Raw genomic sequence first — 17816 nt, forward strand, 5'->3', positions numbered from 1 at the left:
TTGGATGTGAATGCATTTCAGCAAAAGGTAAAAAGTGTGCAGACAGGCGGTCAGCCAATGATTTGTACGCCGCTCATCGGGCAAACAAAGGAAGAATTGTTTCATGAGGTCGAGGTATTAACTGAGAAGAAGCCTGATGTGATAGAGTGGCGGGCGGATTTTTTTCATCACCTTCATGACAAGGAACAAGTCATAGAAACCCTTAAGGGAATGGTAGAAAAGGCAAAGGGCATACCATTTTTATTCACCATCCGCTCTGAAAAGGAGGGCGGCGAAAGTATATCACTCTCAGAAAATGAGAAGGTTTCTCTGCTTGTCGAGCTTTGTTCCACACAGCTTGTGGACGCCGTTGATTATGAATTGATGCATGATGTGACACATTTACAGCAAGTCAGTCAGGCGGCTAAAAGTAATGGGGTCACCTTGATTGTGTCGTATCACGATTTCCAGCGTACCCCTGAGTTGGATCGTCTCGTGCAGCTCTTCGTCAATGCAGAATCAGTCGGCGCCGACATCGCAAAGATTGCAGTGATGCCGCATTCCTATGAGGATGCATTAACACTGCTCTCTGCGACCAGCCATGCGAACAAGCAGCTGTCGATTCCCGTTATTTCGATGGCAATGGGGGAATATGGGGCTTTTACAAGAATGGTTGGTGGACTTTTTGGATCTGTCATGACCTTTGCTGTAGGGAAAGAAAGCTCAGCTCCCGGGCAAGTGGCAATACAGGATTTGAACAGCGTTCTATCTATTGTTTTTCAAAGAATAAGAGAGTAGCAGATTCATAGCTGCACCGTGAGAGGAGAGAAACATGAAGAAGAATATTTCTACACAGGTTATTCAGTATTTAGAGAATCGGGGAGTCGAGCATATTTTTGGTCTCTGCGGTCATACGAATATTGCTTTTTTATCAGCGCTTGAAAAAAGCTCGATTCAATTTGTAAATGTCAGACATGAACAGATAGCGGCACATGCAGCAGATGGTTATGCGCGAGCAAAGAAACAGACAGCTGTTGTTCTCAGTCATCTAGGTCCTGGACTCACCAATGCGGCAACAGGGGTAGCGAATGCAGCACTTGATTCCATTCCAATGGTTGTCATTGCAGGAGATGTCCCGAGTCATTACTACGGAAAGCACCCACATCAAGAGATCAATCTTCATTCCGATGCCTCTCAATACGAAATTTACCGGCCGTTTGTGAAAAGAGCATGGCGAGTCGATATTCCAGAATTATTTCCAGAGATTTTATCAAAAGCATTTCAGTTAGCTGAAAGCGGCCGTCCTGGCCCAGTGCTGATATCTGTTCCAATGGATGTGTTCTCAAAAGACCTAGATGTGTCCCTGTTTGAACAAATCAACCATCATACACAGACCATTGAAAAACCTTCAATTGATGATCAAACGGCCAATCGGATATTAGATCGATTGCTGCAGGCAGAAAGGCCGCTTTTATATGTAGGGGGAGGCATTTTACTAGCTGACGCAGCTGAAGAATTAAAGGCATTCTCTGATCATCTAAGTATCCCTGTCGCCCATTCTTTGATGGGGAAAGGAGCCATGCCAGATGATCACCCAATGACCCTTGGAATGACAGGATTTTGGGGGACAAAATTTATCAATGATCAGTGCAAAGCGGCGGACTATATATTGGCTTTAGGCACCCGTTTTGCTGAAGCTGATGCGAGTTCGTGGGAATCAGAATATACGTTCCGTTTCCCATCAACCAAGCTCATTCATATTGACATTGATCCGAATGAAATTGGACGTAACTATCCTGTTGACATTGGAGCAGTAGCTGATCTGAAGCAGGCCTTGACTGTACTCAATCGAGTGGCGAGAGAAAGACTGCCAGAAGTGCTAAATCGACCTGAATTGAAAAAGGAAATTGCGGCATATCGTAAGGAGTTTCAGGCGAGCAACCTGAAGAACATTCAAGATGAATCCTTCCCAATGAAGCCGCAGCGTATTTTGCAGGAAGTGCGAGAAGTATTACCGCCAGATGCTTTTATTACAACGGATGTTGGCTGGAATAAAAATGGGGTCGGACAGCAATTTCCTGTGCTCACGCCAGGGACCATTCTAACACCAGGCGGCTTTGCAACGATGGGATTTGGAGCACCTGCCGCACTTGGGGCAAAGATTGCCCAGCCTGACCGTGTCGTTGTGTCACTCGTTGGGGACGGCGGATTCGGTCAAAATCCATCCGTTCTCGCAACAGCCGTTGAAGAGAACATTCCTGTTGTGTGGATTGTGATGAATAACAGTGCGTTTGGAACAATAGCTGGCTTGCAAATGGCGCACTATGAAACGACGTACGGTACTGTTTTCAGAAAAGGTGGAGAAAGCTATTCTCCGGATTTTGCTGCCATTGCAAGAGGTTATGGGATGAAGGGGATTAAAATCACCTCTGCTTCTGAATTCAAAGAAGCTTTAGCTGAAGCAATTGCATCTCAAGAGCCTTGCGTCATCGATGTAGCAATGAAAAATGATCCTGTCCCTACGGATGGACATTGGAATATTAATGATATTTATTCACCAAATTCAAAGCGCTCACATGTCAGCGTGAATTAAACATAACGAGGAGGAAGTAACAATGAAAATTAAAGTATTGAATCCGTTTCAAGATGGGAACCCATTATGGTTAGGTTTAGATCATCCAGAGGAGCAAATGATTCGAAAGGTATTTCAAACCATTACACCAGATACTGTTGGGTCCGAGCATATGATGGCAGGTCTCACCATTTTTGAACCGGGAGAAGCAAGTTCAGTGCACAATCACCCAGGTTCAGAGGAATTTGATTATGTGATTAAAGGATCTGGCGAAGTCATTTGTGATGGAGAAAGGCAGTCCTTTAAACAAAATGATTTCATGTTCATTCCAGACGGTGTCTCGCACCAGCATGTAAATACAGGAGATGAACCTTTATGGCTGATTTGGCTTTACACACCGCAAGGGCAGCTTCCGAAGGATTAACAAACTGCTCCGGTAAGCCCTCCTTTTGAATCATCAGGGTCTTCCGGGTCAATCAGAAAGATGACAAGGGCTAAAATAGAAAGTTATTTAGCCCTTCATCACTTGAATGAAAGGGAGTCAAGCAATGAATATGAATACACCGCTCGAAGGAATGAAAATATTAGACGTCTCTACGATGATCGCTGCCCCCTATGGCGCGGTGCTTCTAGGGGATTTTGGTGCAGAGGTCATCAAAGTCGAGATTCCTGGTAAAGGCGATACGCTGCGGCATGTTGGCCCTTTTGCAGAAGGTGAACCACTTAGATGGTCAGGTCTCTCACGGAATAAGAAATCTCTAACACTGGATCTGCACAAAGACGAAGCAAAAGACATTTTTAAAAAGCTTGCAGGTCAGGTCGATGTGTTGATTGAAAATTTTCGCCCTGGAACTCTCGAAAAATGGGGCGTGGGTTACGACGTATTAAAAGAAATCAACCCTCAATTAATTATGATTCGTGTATCGGGTTATGGACAAACGGGTCCGTTTAAGGACAAGGCCGGATTTGGAACACCTGCGACGGCGTTTAGCGGATTTACATATATTCAAGGGTTTCCAGACCGGCATCCAGTCAGTCCTTCCTTTTCTTTAACAGATTATATTGCAGGCATATATGTGGCGTTTGCTACTGTGACAGCGATGTATTACAGAGATACACATTCAGAAGGAACTGGGCAAATGGTGGATTTGGCCCTCTATGAATCTGTGTTTCGTATGTTAGAATTTTTGGTTGCAGAATATGACAAGCTTGGGAAGGTGCGTGAGCGTTCACCGGGGTTAAGCGGTCATTCAAGCCCTGCCGGCACCTATGTGACAAAGGATGGGCATTATTTGGTTCTTGTGACGAGTACGGATTCGACCTTCAATCGATTGGCAGAGGCGATGAATCGATTAGATTTATTAGAGAATGAAAAATTCGCGGTCAATGCATCTAGGCTGAAGCATAACAAAGAGATGGATGCGATCGTCTCTCAATGGATCGCGTCGAAAACAAGGGATGACGTATTAGAAATTCTAGATACTCATGGCGTTCCTGTGAGCCCAATTTTAAGTATTCAGGATATTTTCGAGCATCCGCAATTTAAAGCACGAGAGAATATCGTCGAGGTGCATCACCCCCGTCTTGGAAAAGTAAAGGTGCCTGGGATCATTCCAAAGTTTGAAAAAACACCCGGAAGTATCCGGCACATTGCACCTGATTTAGGCGAACATAATTATGAGATTTTAACAAATATGCTTGGCTTAACAGAAGAAGAGTGTAAACAATTGGAGGAAAAAGGGGTTATTTAAGGCGCTCAACCGAACCGCACGCTGCGGAAACAAAGGAGGATGGTTATGAAAGTGCATTCAGAACTGAAGGGGAATGAATTGCGGCCCGCTTATATGAAGCCAACGAAAGCCCGTTTTGGCATATTGATTCTGTTGTTTTTTATTACCGCCATTAATTATATTGATCGAGCCAGTGTATCTATTGTTGCACCTGCTATTCAATCTTCATTGCAATTAAATCCTGCCTTATTAGGCCTCATTTTTTCAGCATTTAGCTGGACATATACAGCGATGCAAATACCAGGCGGTTTTATTCTCGATAAATTTGGCTCAAAGGTAACGTATGGGATATCACTCATTACTTGGTCTATTTTCACAGGCCTGCAGGCGTTTGCGAACAGCTTTGCCTTTTTATTCGGCTGTCGTTTGTTTATTGGGATTACAGAATCTCCCGCATTTCCTGCGAATAACCGCATTGTCACCACATGGTTTCCAAGGCGGGAACGGGCTTTTGCGACAGGTGTTTATACTGCTGGAGAGTATGTGGGTCTTGCATTTGCGACACCTCTTCTTTTTTGGATCATGACGACTTTCGATTGGAGAACCGTCTTTATTACAGCAGGTGCGCTCGGTATCATATTTGCTTTCTTTTGGTACAAGTATTATCACGAACCGAAAGAGCATCCGAAGATGAATGAAGAGGAGTTAGAATTGATTCGGCAAGGCGATGGACTGACAGTAGCATCACAGGGGAAGCTGAAATGGGCAGACTTTGCCGCCCTTCTAAAATACCGTAAATTGATTGGACTCTATATTGGCCAATTCTCTGTAGCGTCTACACTGTTTTTCTTTTTAACATGGTTTCCGACCTATTTAGCAGAGGCGAAAAATATGGCATTTCTTAAGGTAGGTTTTGCGGCTTCTCTTCCTTATATTGCTGCATTCTTTGGGGTATTGTTTGGAGGTTATGTGTCTGATTGGCTGCTTAAAAAGGGCGTATCCGTTAATGTAGCGAGGAAGCTGCCGGTAGTGATTGGCTTGCTTCTGACGAGTACCATTGTTTTAGCGAACTTTACAACGAATATTCCGCTTGTGCTGACCATTTTATCCATCGCTTCATTTGCACAAGGACTGTCTAATATCTCTTGGACGATGCTGTCTGAAGTGGCACCAAGGGAAATGGTTGGTCTGGCTGGCGGTGTATTTAACTTTTTTGCTAATTTAGCTGGGATCATCACTCCGCTTATTATCGGATTCATCGTGTCGGCGACAGGCTCATACAACGGGGGTATTTTATTCGTCAGTTTAGTCGCATTAGGCGGGGCATTGTCGTACATTTTTATCGTAGGGAAAATTGAACGTATTCAATTAAAACCAGAGTGAGAAAGCAAAAGAGAACTCAAACCAAGTTGAGTTCTCTTTTTTATGAATAAAAGATAATAGTGATGATCGTTGCACATGCGATACCCATGCTGATATAAAAGCCAGCAAACCATATATTCCAGCGAGTGATACGGTAAGGGTTGACCTTCATCAAATCAGCTAACAGGGAGACAGAAACATTAAAAGGACTAAACATGACAGTTGATGTTCCAGCAACGATAAGCATGATGGCAATGGGAAGAGCAGGAAGTTCTTGGATGACAGGTGCCATCATGCTGACTAACAAAGCAAGCGAGACGAGCGGGTGAAAACCGCAAAGAGCGGTGATCAGAAAATATAACCCAATGACACAATAAACCAAAATGGCATCGTCTGATATACTGACAATAAATGCTTGAATCGGCTGCATACTGTTTGTGGCAAGCAGCATATCGACAAAGAAGCCAGCACTTAAAAATAGACACATATAGTTGGAGAGCTGACGGGTTCTTTCTTTCCAATGAGGGACAGAGACGGCGATATATTGTTTTCTTTTTTTGATGACAGAAGAGAATAATAGAGCAAATGGAATAATGGTTAGCACAACAGCGAATAAATAGCCTTTCACAATCCATGCATCGACAAGTGAGACGGCTGTCATAAAACTCAGCAGCATGAAAGCAAGCTGAAGGGTTTTTCGCTTAATTCGACGAGGATTGGAGTTTGTTTCTGCGGACTGAACCATGTTTGGGAATCGTTTGCTTTGACGAGAGAAGAGCATCCAATCTGTCGCCAGCACGATGACCATTAAACCAAAAGTAACGGGTGCGATTTGATAATATTTGAGTTTGGTTGCATCAATGGTGACGCTTACGAGCACTTCAACAGGACTCCAGCTTAAACATAATGCATATGACCTTAAAAGGTTACGTGTATAAAGATGTTGTCTCACTTGTTCTTTTAGGGAATCCAGCGACGGTTTGAGCGATGTATATAGTAAGGGGATCGTCGCGATATTTAAAAACATGCCAAGAATATGAGTGACAAATGAACTCTTGCGATAAAGCTGGTTTGTGCTCGTTGTATGCAGTGTGAGCAGTTTATTTAATTGTGTATCGAAATGTCCAACATGTATGAGAGAATGAATAAAAGGCAGCATGAAAAATAGAGAAAGCAAGCCTAGCATGGAATGAAAGTGAAGAAAAAACGTGTGCAATGGCTCGTCGGATAAGAAAAATAAGAACAAGCCAATCATGAGAAACATAGCACCTGTTTTCAAATAAAGCCCACTTGCTTTCTTAAAAGAAATGATGAGCGAAGCAGCGGCCAGCAGACCAACAAAATAGGAGAGTATGGGAGCGGGAAATAGTTGATGAACAATATATAGGCTAATAAGAAGTGTAAAAACGAGCAGGTACATTCAAATATCTCCTCCATCAAACCTCTCCAATCGTTTTTATTCCGACTGGTGGAATTTGTTTTCTTTTAGTGGAACGTTTAAAATGGATTATAGCAAAATCGATCGTTTATGTCGATAAGAAATCAAAGGGGAAAAGGAGAAAGTGAACATGGCTGATAAGAAGTCAAAAGAAGAATCAGGACTGCGTACGGTTCAACGCGCTTTGGATATTCTTTATTGTTTTAGTGAAGAACGTCAAGAGCTGACGCTAACGGAAATTTCAAAAGAGATGAATTTAGCAATGTCTACTACAACGAGACTGCTCAAGGCACTTGAAATGAATCATTTTGTGGAAAAGAATCCAGACACAATGAAATATCGATTGGGTCAAAGACTTTATCTCCTTGGATACATTGCAGGGAAGTCCATTAAATTGAGAGAACTGGCTAAACCACTCATGTACGCACTTCGTGATGAAACAAAAGAAACCGTCAACCTGTATGTACTGGATGCAACAAGTAGGGTTTGTATTGAACAAGCGGAAGGGCTGCAATCGATTCGGCATCTTGTCAAAATTGGTGAGAAGCTGCCGTTATACGCAGGTGCAGGCGGAAAGGTATTATTGGCATTTCAAAGTGAAGAATTTCAACAAAAAGTATTAGCGTCTGAGGCTGATCATGTGATGAGAGATGACTGGCAAAAGGAATGTAAACATATTCTTGACACGTATACTTCTTGCAGCATCGATGAACGAGAGGTAGGCTCTGCGGCAGTAGCGGCACCAGTCTTTAACATTCATGGGGAAGTGAAGGCTTGTTTATCCATATCTGGTCCAACCCAACGGTTTACTGAAGAAGTCATTCCCCAGCTGCAGCAAAAAGTGAAAGAACAGGCACAGAGGCTTTCTGAACAGCTCGGCTACGTCGTCAAACACAATTTTTAAGATTGCCTATCTTTTCGCGCTCCATTTATCATATAATAGAAACATTATGTAGCATTCCTTGTCGTAAGGAGGACGTGTCACGATCATGAAAATCAATAGAGAAATCCCTGTAAGACAGCGGAATATTGTTCTCATTGGCTTTATGGGTGTTGGGAAAACAACCATTGGTCAGCTAGTTGCCAAAAAGCTATATCGAGATTTTATTGATGTCGATCAGGAGATTGAGAAAAAATACAACATGACGATTCCAGAGATGTTTCAGCAAAAAGGAGAAGCATTCTTCAGACAGGCTGAAAAGGATTATATCGTCGATTTATGCGAACATACACAACTCAAGATCGTCTCACTTGGAGGCGGTGCATTCAAACAGGAAGAAATCAAACGTGCCTGCTTGAAGCATTGTACGGTTCTTTTCCTTGACCTATCTTGGGAGAATTGGAAGCAGCGGCTTGATATTTTAATTGAAAACCGCCCTGTTCTTCACAACCGGACGCTTGATGAAATGAAAGAGCTGTTTGAAGAACGCCGGGAGATTTATTCTCTTCATAACTCCAGGGTGGAAACAGATCATTTAGAGGCTGAGGAAGTCGCCAATTATATTGTGGACACACTCAAGCTTGGCTGGGATTTATATTCGAAATAAAAAAAGTCTACCATTTAGGGTAGACTTTTTTCTATTGATGTCTTTTTCTTCGTAGATAGGATGATGTTTTGACAGTAAAATATATTTATCCTTTTTTTGGTGTGTTGACGTTTGGAAAAAGAGGTATCATACTTCAACCAGTTCATGAAGATGAGGGTTTTTTTGGTTGATATGGTAAACAAAATTTATCCCTTATTTTATTTTTTGGAAAAATAAAATAGTATCTAAAATTCAACAATAGTTTTTTGAATTATTATAATTTTTAAAAAATAATGTTGACACCTCCGGCAATATCATTCTATGATAGTTTACGTAAACGCTTACCGTAAACGTTTACTATAACGAATGGGGAGGAATTTGTTTATGAAAAATAAAGAAAAATGGAGCGGTGTATTCCCGGCTGTCTTAATTCCTTTTAAAGATGACTATTCAATTGATGAACCTGCTTTTCGTAAGCTTGTCCGTTGGGTGGCGGATCACAAAGGGATTAACGGGATCGTTGTCAATGGACATACTGGCGAGATTATGACTTTACTGCCACATGAACGAGCTGAAGCAGTGCGCATTGCAGCCGACGAATTAAAAGGGGAAGTACCTGTCATTTCTGGGGTTTCTGCAGAAGGGACAATTGAAGCGATCCAGCATGCAAAAGCCGTTGAAGAAGCTGGTGGTGAAGGTATACTTCTCATGCCGCCACATTCATGGCTAAGATTCGGTATGCAGCCTGAATCACCTGTCCAATTCTTTAAAGATGTTGCAGAAGCGATTGATATTTCAATCATTGTCCATCAATATCCAACATGGACAAAAACCTCATATACAACCAGTCAATTACTAGAAATGTCGGAAATTGAGAATGTTGTTTCGTTTAAAATTGGTCAAAGAGACATGGCACAATACGAGGTCGATGTACGGGCATTGAAAAAACATGCACCAGATGTATCGTTACTCACATGTCATGATGAATATTTATTGCCAACATTGGTTCAAGGCATTGATGGAGCACTTGTAGGTTTCGGCTGTTTCGTGCCAGATTTGATCGCTGAACTTGTGAAATGTGTAGAAGAAAAAGACCTTGTAGCGGCTAATAAAGTTTACGATAGAATCTTTGAATTAAAGCATGCTGTGTATAAAATGGATGAACCTTCATCTACTTCTCATCTGCGCATGAAGGAAGCGATGTATCAGCGAGGTTTGATCAGTAGCTCGCTTGCTAGGAAGCCGGTATTACCTTTAACTGATGAGGAAAAAGAAGAAATTCGCCAGGGCCTTCAAAGTGTTGGTTTGCTTAAGGAAAACGTCGGTAGATAACAGACCATTGATTTCATGATGAAGGTGAGTCAGGTTATAATAGTGTATAAAACAACAGACTCCCGGAGGTATGAAATGTGTCAGTAAGTATTAAAGATGTCGCATTGAAAGCTGGAGTGTCTATCGCCTCTGTTTCCAGAGTATTAAGTGGTAAACCAGGAGTAGGTGCTCAAACGGCTGAAAGAATCAAACAAGTGATTGATGAGTTAGGCTATCGCCCTAATTTAGGAGCTAGAGGGCTCGTTAAAAGAAAGACTGGCAATATAGCTGTCGTGGTTCCGCGTGGTTCATATATTTTGAATAATCCATTTTTTTCGACGATTTTAGATGGTATTGCGAAGGAATTAGATGAAACTGAATTCAATATGTTGATGTCATTTACATCTATACAGCAGCAGCGATTACTTGAAACACAGGCTGTAGATGGTGCCATTTTATTTTCTCCAAGAAATGAAGAATTGAGTATGGATTGGTTAAAAAGTTTAGCTATTCCCATTATTGTTGTTGGAAGTTACTTAGAGGATTCTCCTTTCCCATGTGTCAGGCCAGATGATGAAGAAGGTGTGTGTCAATCCGTAACGGCCTTATTTGAGAAAGGTCATCGAACCATTGGGCTGGTCAATGGTCCAATGAGTTCGATGCATAGTGTGAGGTACTACAAGGGATATGAGCGCACACTTAAAAATTTAGGGTTAACAATGAACAAAGAACTTGTGTTTGAGCTAGATGAATTTGATGGGGGAAAAGTAGTAGAAGTGGTTTCTCAATTTCTCCAAGGAAACCAGCACATGACTGGAGTTGTTTGCTCTTCAGATTTTTTGGCGATGGGGGTCATGAAAGCTGCAGATCACGCAAATGTGTCCATACCTCATGACTTGTCAGTCGTTGGTGCCGATGATGTGCCCATTGCAAGTTTTCTAACCCCTTCTTTATCTTCAGTTCATGTAGATTTAGTTGGAATGGGGAGAAAAGCTGTTTCTTTATTAACACAGGTATTAGAAGGAGAACAGTTAGAGGCGATGGAACATATCTTCCCTATGTACTACATAGATCGGGGCACCACGGGAACGCCAAAAAAGAAATGATAGATGCTGAAAACTCGTATGAACGCTCTAGAATGTCTCTTGATTTAAAATGTAAGCGATTTCTTTAGCGCTCTTCGGCATGTACTTTTGCATCATTTCCTCTAATAAGGAGGAGATATCATGACGTTAGAAGTCAGCGGAAATTCAAATTCTCATGATGGGCAAGTTGTTGATAGAGCTTCACAACTATTGACGAGAATGGAAAGTGTACCTTTTTCTAGATGGCATTTAAAGCCTCGTATCATTATGGGATCTGCCACCTTTTTTGATGCTTTTGATGCTCTGTCTTTAGCGTTTGTTCTCCCAGTTCTCATCGGCATGTGGAGTTTATCACCTGCTCAAATTGGTCTTCTTATTGGGTCTGGTTATATAGGACAAGCGATTGGTGCCATTTTCTTTGGATGGTTAGCAGAAAGGCGTGGCCGTGTTTTTAGTGCAAAGTGGACTATACTCCTCATGTCTGTCATGAGTATTGCATGTGTGTTTTCAGGTAATTTTATGGCACTGTTTATTTTTCGTTTTATACAAGGAATTGGGGTAGGGGGAGAGGTGCCGGTAGCAGCCTCATATATCAATGAGCTATCCCGGGCTCAAGGGAGAGGCAGATTTTTTATGCTTTATGAGATGATTTTTCCTTTAGGGTTAATGATCTCAGCTCAAATCGGCGCATTTGTTGTACCTAGCTTTGGGTGGAAGTGGATGTTTTTAATTGGAGGCATTGGAGGTCTAATCGTCTTTGTATTCTTTTTTATGTTACGTGAATCTCCAAGATGGCTTATTTCGAAAGGCAGATTAGATGAGGCCGAAAGAATTATTGAAGAAATTGAAGCTAGTACTGACAAACGAATGCCTGTAAAACAAGTATATAATAGTACTGAAAAGGGCGATTGGAAAGAGCTTTTTTCAACTTTTTACCGTAAAAGAACATTGATCGTATGGGGACTATGGTTTTCTGCCTACTTTGTATCGAATGGTTTAAATAACTGGTTACCAAGTCTTTATAATACGGTTTACAATTTGCCAGTTGGAGATTCATTAAGGGCAGCCTCTCTGACAAATATTTTACAGACCGTAGGTGTATTCGCTTGTGCATTTTTAATTGATAAAGTAGGACGAAAGCGCTGGGCAACCATTGCATTTATCGTAACAGGTGCTTTATTAACAGCTTTATGGATCAGCGGAGCGAGTTCTCCAGAAAGTGTGATCTATTTAGGGTCCGCTGCTTACGGAATGATGGGGACAATTACAGTTCTTCTCTATTTATATACACCTGAAATTTATCCAACACGTATGAGGGTGATTGGAACGGCATTTGCTACTGCTTGGCTTAGGTTGGCCTCAGCGATTGCTCCTATTATGATAGGCTTTATTTTAGAGGTGAGCGGTGTTTCAACTATTTTTATTCTTTTCGCAAGTGTGACTGTAGTGGGAGCAATTCTTGCTTTTAAAATGATCGAAACGCGTGAGAAAGTATTAGAGGATATTGCACCGTGATTGACGCACGCAGTGAAGAACTTATTCCAAAGAGGGTAGGTTCTTTTTTTATTCAGAGGATCTACGTACAATTTTTAAAATGCCTAACCTATCTCCGTTCTTTTATCTTATAATAATAGAAACACGATGTAGCACTCCTTGTTGTGAGGAGGGACGTGTCACGAACATGAAAAGCAATACCTGTGAGACAGTGAAGATGTATATTCGAAATAAAAAAGTCTACCGATGAAGGTAGACTTTTTCTATCAGTTCAATTCTTGATTCCTTGAATGAGTGCAGCTTTTAAGCAGAAGGAAATAGGCTGCTGCTGTGCATCGAATTGAAGCTGAAATAGCTGCTTTGTATCAGGGTCTGCGGCTTGAAGATGGGAAACGATCTCCTGTTGGACATTTTCTGGTGTGCGTCCACGTGTGATCCAGTCCTGATAATCAATTTGCAGATCCCAGTAACGAACCTCTTTTTGAGTCAGTTTGTTGGCAGCGAAAAGCTCTTCCCATTCTGATAAAGAGCTTTCTCGCACATGAGAAGGATCTCTGAGTCTGTTTAATTGATTAATGAATGAATCCTGTGCCGCATTCTCAGGTGCATAATGGTCGACGAGCAGAAATGCGCCGCCTTTTTTTAAGACCCGGCTGATTTCGGACATGGCTGCGGGAAGGTTTGGAAAGTGGTGAGCGGCAAACCGGCACGTCACGATATCAAATGATTCATCAGCGAATGGCAATGCTTCTGCGGCTGCCCGTTCAAAAGTAATATGTTCCAGCTGCTGGCGTTCTTTTGCAAGTGCTGCTGCAACCTCGATCATTTTTTGCGTGACATCAATGCCGATCCCTTTAGAAATAATGTCTGAAAAGGAAAAAACGGTATGCCCTGCTCCGCAGCCGATATCAAGTAAATGCTCATGACCCTTCGCATTTGCTGTCGCTTTCATCCATTCCAGTTCTTCTCCGGCTGAAAATATAGGTGAATCTCGATAGTTCTCGGCATTTTGTGAGAATTGGTTTTCAGCTTTAGCATATGGATTCATTTCTTCTCCCCCTTTGTTGTCTCTTTATCGTAAAATTCCTTTTGTTATTTGTCTAAGACATAAAAGATATGACATGAATAGTTAAAACCTATGAGGTGATGTAAGTGGATATACGAATGATGGAATATGTCATGGAAGTGTACCGGCAGAAAAGTTTTACAAAAGCAGCGGACCAGCTTCACATTGCACAGCCTTCTTTAAGCCAACAAATAAAGAAACTGGAAGAGGAATTAGACACCCCCCTATTTATTCGAAAGTATGGACAAGTCACACCCACCCCTCAAGGGAGTCGGTTCATTAAAAGGGCTGAGAACATTTTGAAGGAAAGAGATGATTTGCTGCGTGAAATGGGAGAAGCAGCTTATGAGGTGGGGAAAGAGCTGAACATTGGAGCGCCAGCTGTCACAGGGGGATATGTCTTGCCTGGTTTATTAAAAACCTTTTGTCAAACGTATCCCCATGTTCACGTTCAACTAATAGAAGAATCACCTCGTGAGCTAGAAAAACTTCTATTGGCTGGTCAGCTGGATTTGGCTATTTTATCTATGCCGGTCGAGCATGAATCATTGAAAACGAAACACATGCTGACAGAGCCGCTTCTTCTTGCAGTACCGCCATCTGCTCAACCTTGGTTACAGGCGGAATTGAACGATATCATCAATCAAGCAAATCAGAAAGGGGCTGTTCCGTTTCGCCTTCTGGAAGACGCAGCATTCATTATGCTGAAAGAGGGATACGGCTTTCGGCAAGTGGTCACGGAACTATGTCTTCAACATGGTTTTCAGCCGAAGATTACCTTTGAAACAAGTCATATTCAAACAGCGCAGGCATTGGTCAAAAATGGACTAGGTGTGACAGTTGTGCCGAAAATGGTGGCACAAGAGGACAGGAACGAAGTCACTTATTTGAAAATTGATTCATGCCCAACCCGCACTCTTGTGTTTGCATATGTGGAAGAAAGGTATTTAACGAATGCAGCTCAAGCCCTAATGGACCTTTATCAAAAAGCTTAAACAAACGTTTAATTAAATGCAAAAAGCAGGGGAGCACCCTGCTTTTTAATAAATATCCAGACGCTGATCTGTCATCACAGGAATCTGCTGTCTCACTTCATCCACTAGCTGAAGGTCAATGTCCGCATAATAAATGTCTTCCTCATGACTTGTTTCAAGCAGAATACGGCCAAGTGGATCAATCACCATGGAGTGTCCAGGGAATTCAGTGTCTCTGCTTGTGCCTGTTCTGTTAACAGCAATCATAAATGACTGATTTTCAATCGCTCTTGCGATAAGCAAGCTGCGCCAATGATCCACTCTTGCTGACGGCCATTGCGCCGTATTGATAAGCACCTTCGCCCCTTTGTTGACAAGTGTTCTGGAAAGCTGCGGAAAGCGAAGGTCGTAGCAAATCATCGCCCCGATCTTCACATCCTCATCATAGTCAAATAAACCAAGCTGATCACCAGCGGTTAAATAGTTGTGCTCATCCATTAAGCGGAACAAATGAATTTTGTCATAATCGACTAAAAGCTCACCTTGGCGGTTAAATCCATACATCGTGTTGGTGATCCTCTCATCTTCTGTACGCTTGTTCAATACACTTCCTGCAATGAGAACGACTTGGTGCTTACGGGCAAAGGAAGAGAAAAGCTGTTTTGTTCGTTCACCGTTTACATCCGCCAGCTGATCGGCTTTTTCAAGAGCGTAACCAGTATTCCACATTTCGGGTAAAATGATCAGATCAGGCTGCTCGCGGATCGCTTCTTCTAAAAATGCTTCTGCTTTTTGAAAGTTCACATCAGGTTCTCCAATTTGTACGTCCATCTGGACAAGGGCGATTTTCATACAGGTTCCTCCTTTATTCATGATTACGAATGTGAAATCCATGAATGGATCGATCGATTTTTTTGACTGAGAATCTCTAGTTTTCAAGCCAGTTTCTTTATCATAAAGGTTTCAATCTTCTTTGCCAATAGAAATGTCAGAAGGTTTTGTCTTTTGTAATGAAAATGTCTTTCTTCGTCAAGAAAACAGTGATATGATACACACAACTAATAAAACAAAGGGGGATAGTAGGATATGCAATTGTTTGATTTACCGTTAGATGAGCTAAAAAAGTATAAACCGAAGAAAACAGCACGTCCTGATTTCTCAGACTTTTGGAAGGCGTCGCTTGAAGAACTGAACCAAGTGGAGGCAGAGCCAGCACTTGAACCTTATGATTATCCAGTAAAGGGCGTTAAGGTGTACCGCCTGACGTTTCAAAGCTTTGGTCAATCTCAAATTGAAGGCTGGTATGCGGTACCAGATCAAACAGGTCCGCATCCAGCACTCGTTCGTTTTCATGGCTATAATGCAAGCTATGACGGCGACATTCATGACATCGTCAATTGGGCACTGCATGGCTATGCGACATTTGGCATGCTCGTCCGCGGTCAAGGCCGCAGTGAAGATAAGACAGTGACACCAGCAGGGCAGTCTCTGGGATGGATGACAAAAGGTATTTTATCGAAAGAGACCTACTATTATCGTGGTGTTTATTTAGATGCGGTTCGAGCGCTCGACGTGATTCAGTCCTTCCCAGAAGTGGATGAACACCGAATCGGCGTGGTGGGCGGCAGCCAGGGTGGTGCACTAGCGGTTGCAGCTGCAGCACTTTCAGACATTCCGAAGGTCGTCGTGGCAGATTATCCGTACTTATCAAATTTCGAGCGTGCAGTGGATGTGGCATTGGAGCAGCCTTATTTAGAAATCAATTCATACTTTCGCAGAAACAGCGATCCAGAAGCGGAAGAAAAGGTATTTGAGACGTTAAGCTATTTTGATTTAATCAATTTAGCCGGATGGGTGAAACAGCCCACGTTGATGGCAATCGGTTTGATCGACCAAATCACCCCCCCATCTACTGTGTTTGCGGTATACAACCATTTAGAAACAGATAAAGATTTAAAGGTGTACCGCTATTTTGGACACGAGTACATCCCGGCTTTTCAAACAGAGAAGCTTGCCTTCTTACAAAAGCATTTAACGAATTAAAAGAAAAGAGGCCACTCTCTAGGAGGGCCTCTTTTTTAATAGCTCGTATTCTGTCTCGTTTTTTCATCAGGCACTAACGCGGTGATAATGAGAGCAAGGGCAGTGATGATATGAAGAATGAATCCGAGAATCGGAATCCAGGCAAGACAGGATGTGACAATTCCGATGATGCTTCCAATCATTGGTCCCTGGTCTCGCTTCGATAAGACGAGTGTGATAATATGCAGGATAAGCATGACCATGAGCGGTGTATAGCCATTACTGATAACGAATAGACCTCCGATCACAGGGATGGCAAGGCAGGCTTCAAAAATCCCAGTGATCCATTTCATAATGCGAGATATAGACATTAGATCCAACTCCTTTTTCATATATGTCTTATTCGTATTTTCCCAAAACGTGAAGAAGTCATGCAGAATTCTATAGAAAGAGTTGATGGACGCTTGAGAGAGAGAATTAAGGAAGAGCTGAAAATCATTGAAAAAACGTATGACGTAAAGATTTGCCTTGCCGTCGAATCAGGCAGCAGGGCATGGGGTTTTCCCTCGACCGATAGTGATTATGATGTTCGTTTTTTATATGTTCCCCGGAAAGAATGGTATTGGGCGATGGAAGAGCATCGTGATGTCATTGAACGGCCGATTGATGACATGCTTGATATCAGCGGCTGGGAGCTTAGAAAGGCACTGCGCCTATTCAATAAATCAAATCCGTCCATTATGGAATGGCTGTCTTCTGATATCATCTATGCTGAATCTTTCTCTTTGGCAAAGCAGCTAAGAGAATTAAAAGATCGAGCGTTTTACCCTGCGGCTTTGATGTATCATTACCTCAATATGGCGAAGCGGAATGAGAGTCGGCATTTACGAGGAGAGCAGGTGCGAATCAAGAAGTATTTCTATGTGCTTCGTCCGCTGCTTGCCTGTCAGTGGATTGAGCGTTACCGGACAGTTCCACCGATGGACTTTCATGAATTGCTCGAGGAGCTAGTGGAGGAAGGCCCGCTTTTAGCAGAAATTCACGAACTGCTCAAACGTAAAATGGACGGAGAAGAAATGGATGTAGAGAACCGTCTCGCTCATGTCCATCCATTTATTGATCAAGAGCTGGCGCGTTTTGATGAATTGGTGAAAAGCTACAATCAACCGAAAGACAATCTGATGCAAGAATTAAATGAGCTGCTGCAGTCTACCCTTGATGAGGTGTGGGCGTAGGAGGGAAGAGCCAGCCGGATAG

At 42.4% G+C, this 17816-nt stretch carries 17 protein-coding genes; 13 read left to right on the forward strand and 4 right to left on the reverse strand.

Going from position 1 to position 17816, the window contains the following annotated elements; all coding sequences use genetic code 11:
* From aroD to NSS78_RS01865, 5 genes are all read left to right on the forward strand, one after another.
* A complete protein-coding gene (gene aroD / locus NSS78_RS01845; RefSeq protein ID WP_050943268.1) occupies positions 1-777 on the forward strand; it encodes a type I 3-dehydroquinate dehydratase in 777 nt (258 codons plus the stop codon).
* A gap of 34 nt (positions 778-811) precedes the next feature.
* A complete protein-coding gene (locus NSS78_RS01850) occupies positions 812-2572 on the forward strand; it encodes a thiamine pyrophosphate-binding protein (protein WP_335343258.1) in 1761 nt (586 codons plus the stop codon).
* Positions 2573-2594: 22 nt separating this feature from the next.
* Complete coding sequence (locus NSS78_RS01855; RefSeq protein WP_003216877.1) at positions 2595-2975, forward strand: cupin domain-containing protein; 381 nt, start codon at positions 2595-2597, stop codon at positions 2973-2975.
* A gap of 124 nt (positions 2976-3099) precedes the next feature.
* Complete coding sequence (locus NSS78_RS01860) at positions 3100-4302, forward strand: CoA transferase (protein ID WP_080984713.1); 1203 nt, start codon at positions 3100-3102, stop codon at positions 4300-4302.
* 45 nt (positions 4303-4347) lie between these two features.
* On the forward strand, positions 4348-5664 hold the full coding sequence (locus NSS78_RS01865; protein WP_050943265.1) for an MFS transporter: 1317 nt from the start codon (positions 4348-4350) through the stop codon (positions 5662-5664).
* Positions 5665-5704: 40 nt separating this feature from the next.
* Here NSS78_RS01865 and NSS78_RS01870 read toward each other — a convergent pair whose 3' ends face one another.
* The gene (locus NSS78_RS01870; RefSeq protein WP_212046231.1) at positions 5705-7063 is read right to left on the reverse strand and encodes a hypothetical protein; all 1359 of its coding nucleotides are present in this window, start codon (positions 7061-7063) and stop codon (positions 5705-5707) included.
* 148 nt (positions 7064-7211) lie between these two features.
* On the opposite strand from NSS78_RS01870, the gene NSS78_RS01875 reads away from it, so the two are divergent.
* From NSS78_RS01875 to NSS78_RS01895, 5 genes are all read left to right on the forward strand, one after another.
* Complete coding sequence (locus NSS78_RS01875; RefSeq protein ID WP_342468271.1) at positions 7212-7985, forward strand: IclR family transcriptional regulator; 774 nt, start codon at positions 7212-7214, stop codon at positions 7983-7985.
* An 85-nt stretch (positions 7986-8070) separates the two neighbouring features.
* Entirely contained in the window at positions 8071-8628 is a 558-nt protein-coding gene (locus tag NSS78_RS01880) for a shikimate kinase (protein WP_003214270.1), read from the forward strand.
* A gap of 363 nt (positions 8629-8991) precedes the next feature.
* Positions 8992-9939, forward strand: coding sequence for a dihydrodipicolinate synthase family protein (locus NSS78_RS01885; RefSeq protein ID WP_003213849.1), 948 nt, complete (start codon positions 8992-8994; stop codon positions 9937-9939).
* Positions 9940-10016: 77 nt separating this feature from the next.
* Positions 10017-11024 (forward strand): LacI family DNA-binding transcriptional regulator, encoded by a 1008-nt coding sequence (locus NSS78_RS01890; protein ID WP_003213988.1) that lies wholly within the window; start codon positions 10017-10019, stop codon positions 11022-11024.
* A gap of 120 nt (positions 11025-11144) precedes the next feature.
* Positions 11145-12518 carry an MFS transporter gene (locus NSS78_RS01895; RefSeq protein WP_106035951.1) on the forward strand — a complete coding sequence of 458 codons (1374 nt, stop codon included), beginning with the start codon at positions 11145-11147 and terminating at the stop codon, positions 12516-12518.
* Between the two features lie 250 nt (positions 12519-12768).
* Here NSS78_RS01895 and NSS78_RS01900 read toward each other — a convergent pair whose 3' ends face one another.
* Entirely contained in the window at positions 12769-13545 is a 777-nt protein-coding gene (locus NSS78_RS01900) for a class I SAM-dependent methyltransferase (protein ID WP_212046230.1), read from the reverse strand.
* A gap of 116 nt (positions 13546-13661) precedes the next feature.
* Here NSS78_RS01900 and NSS78_RS01905 point away from each other — a divergent pair, with 116 nt between their 5' ends.
* Positions 13662-14558, forward strand: coding sequence for a LysR substrate-binding domain-containing protein (locus NSS78_RS01905; protein WP_212046229.1), 897 nt, complete (start codon positions 13662-13664; stop codon positions 14556-14558).
* Between the two features lie 45 nt (positions 14559-14603).
* Here NSS78_RS01905 and NSS78_RS01910 read toward each other — a convergent pair whose 3' ends face one another.
* Positions 14604-15389: a carbon-nitrogen family hydrolase gene (locus NSS78_RS01910; protein WP_212046228.1), complete on the reverse strand. Its 786-nt coding sequence runs from the start codon at positions 15387-15389 to the stop codon at positions 14604-14606.
* 234 nt (positions 15390-15623) lie between these two features.
* Here NSS78_RS01910 and NSS78_RS01915 point away from each other — a divergent pair, with 234 nt between their 5' ends.
* Positions 15624-16580, forward strand: a complete 957-nt coding sequence (locus NSS78_RS01915; protein ID WP_342468272.1) for an acetylxylan esterase — start codon at positions 15624-15626, stop codon at positions 16578-16580.
* A 35-nt stretch (positions 16581-16615) separates the two neighbouring features.
* Here NSS78_RS01915 and NSS78_RS01920 read toward each other — a convergent pair whose 3' ends face one another.
* Positions 16616-16930: a hypothetical protein gene (locus tag NSS78_RS01920; RefSeq protein ID WP_003213913.1), complete on the reverse strand. Its 315-nt coding sequence runs from the start codon at positions 16928-16930 to the stop codon at positions 16616-16618.
* Between the two features lie 60 nt (positions 16931-16990).
* On the opposite strand from NSS78_RS01920, the gene NSS78_RS01925 reads away from it, so the two are divergent.
* The gene (locus NSS78_RS01925) at positions 16991-17794 is read left to right on the forward strand and encodes a nucleotidyltransferase domain-containing protein (RefSeq protein WP_106029626.1); all 804 of its coding nucleotides are present in this window, start codon (positions 16991-16993) and stop codon (positions 17792-17794) included.
* The last annotated feature ends 22 nt before the right edge of the window (positions 17795-17816 follow it).

Source organism: Bacillus sp. FSL W8-0920, assembly GCF_038593215.1.
Lineage (GTDB): Bacteria > Bacillota > Bacilli > Bacillales > Bacillaceae > Bacillus > Bacillus pumilus.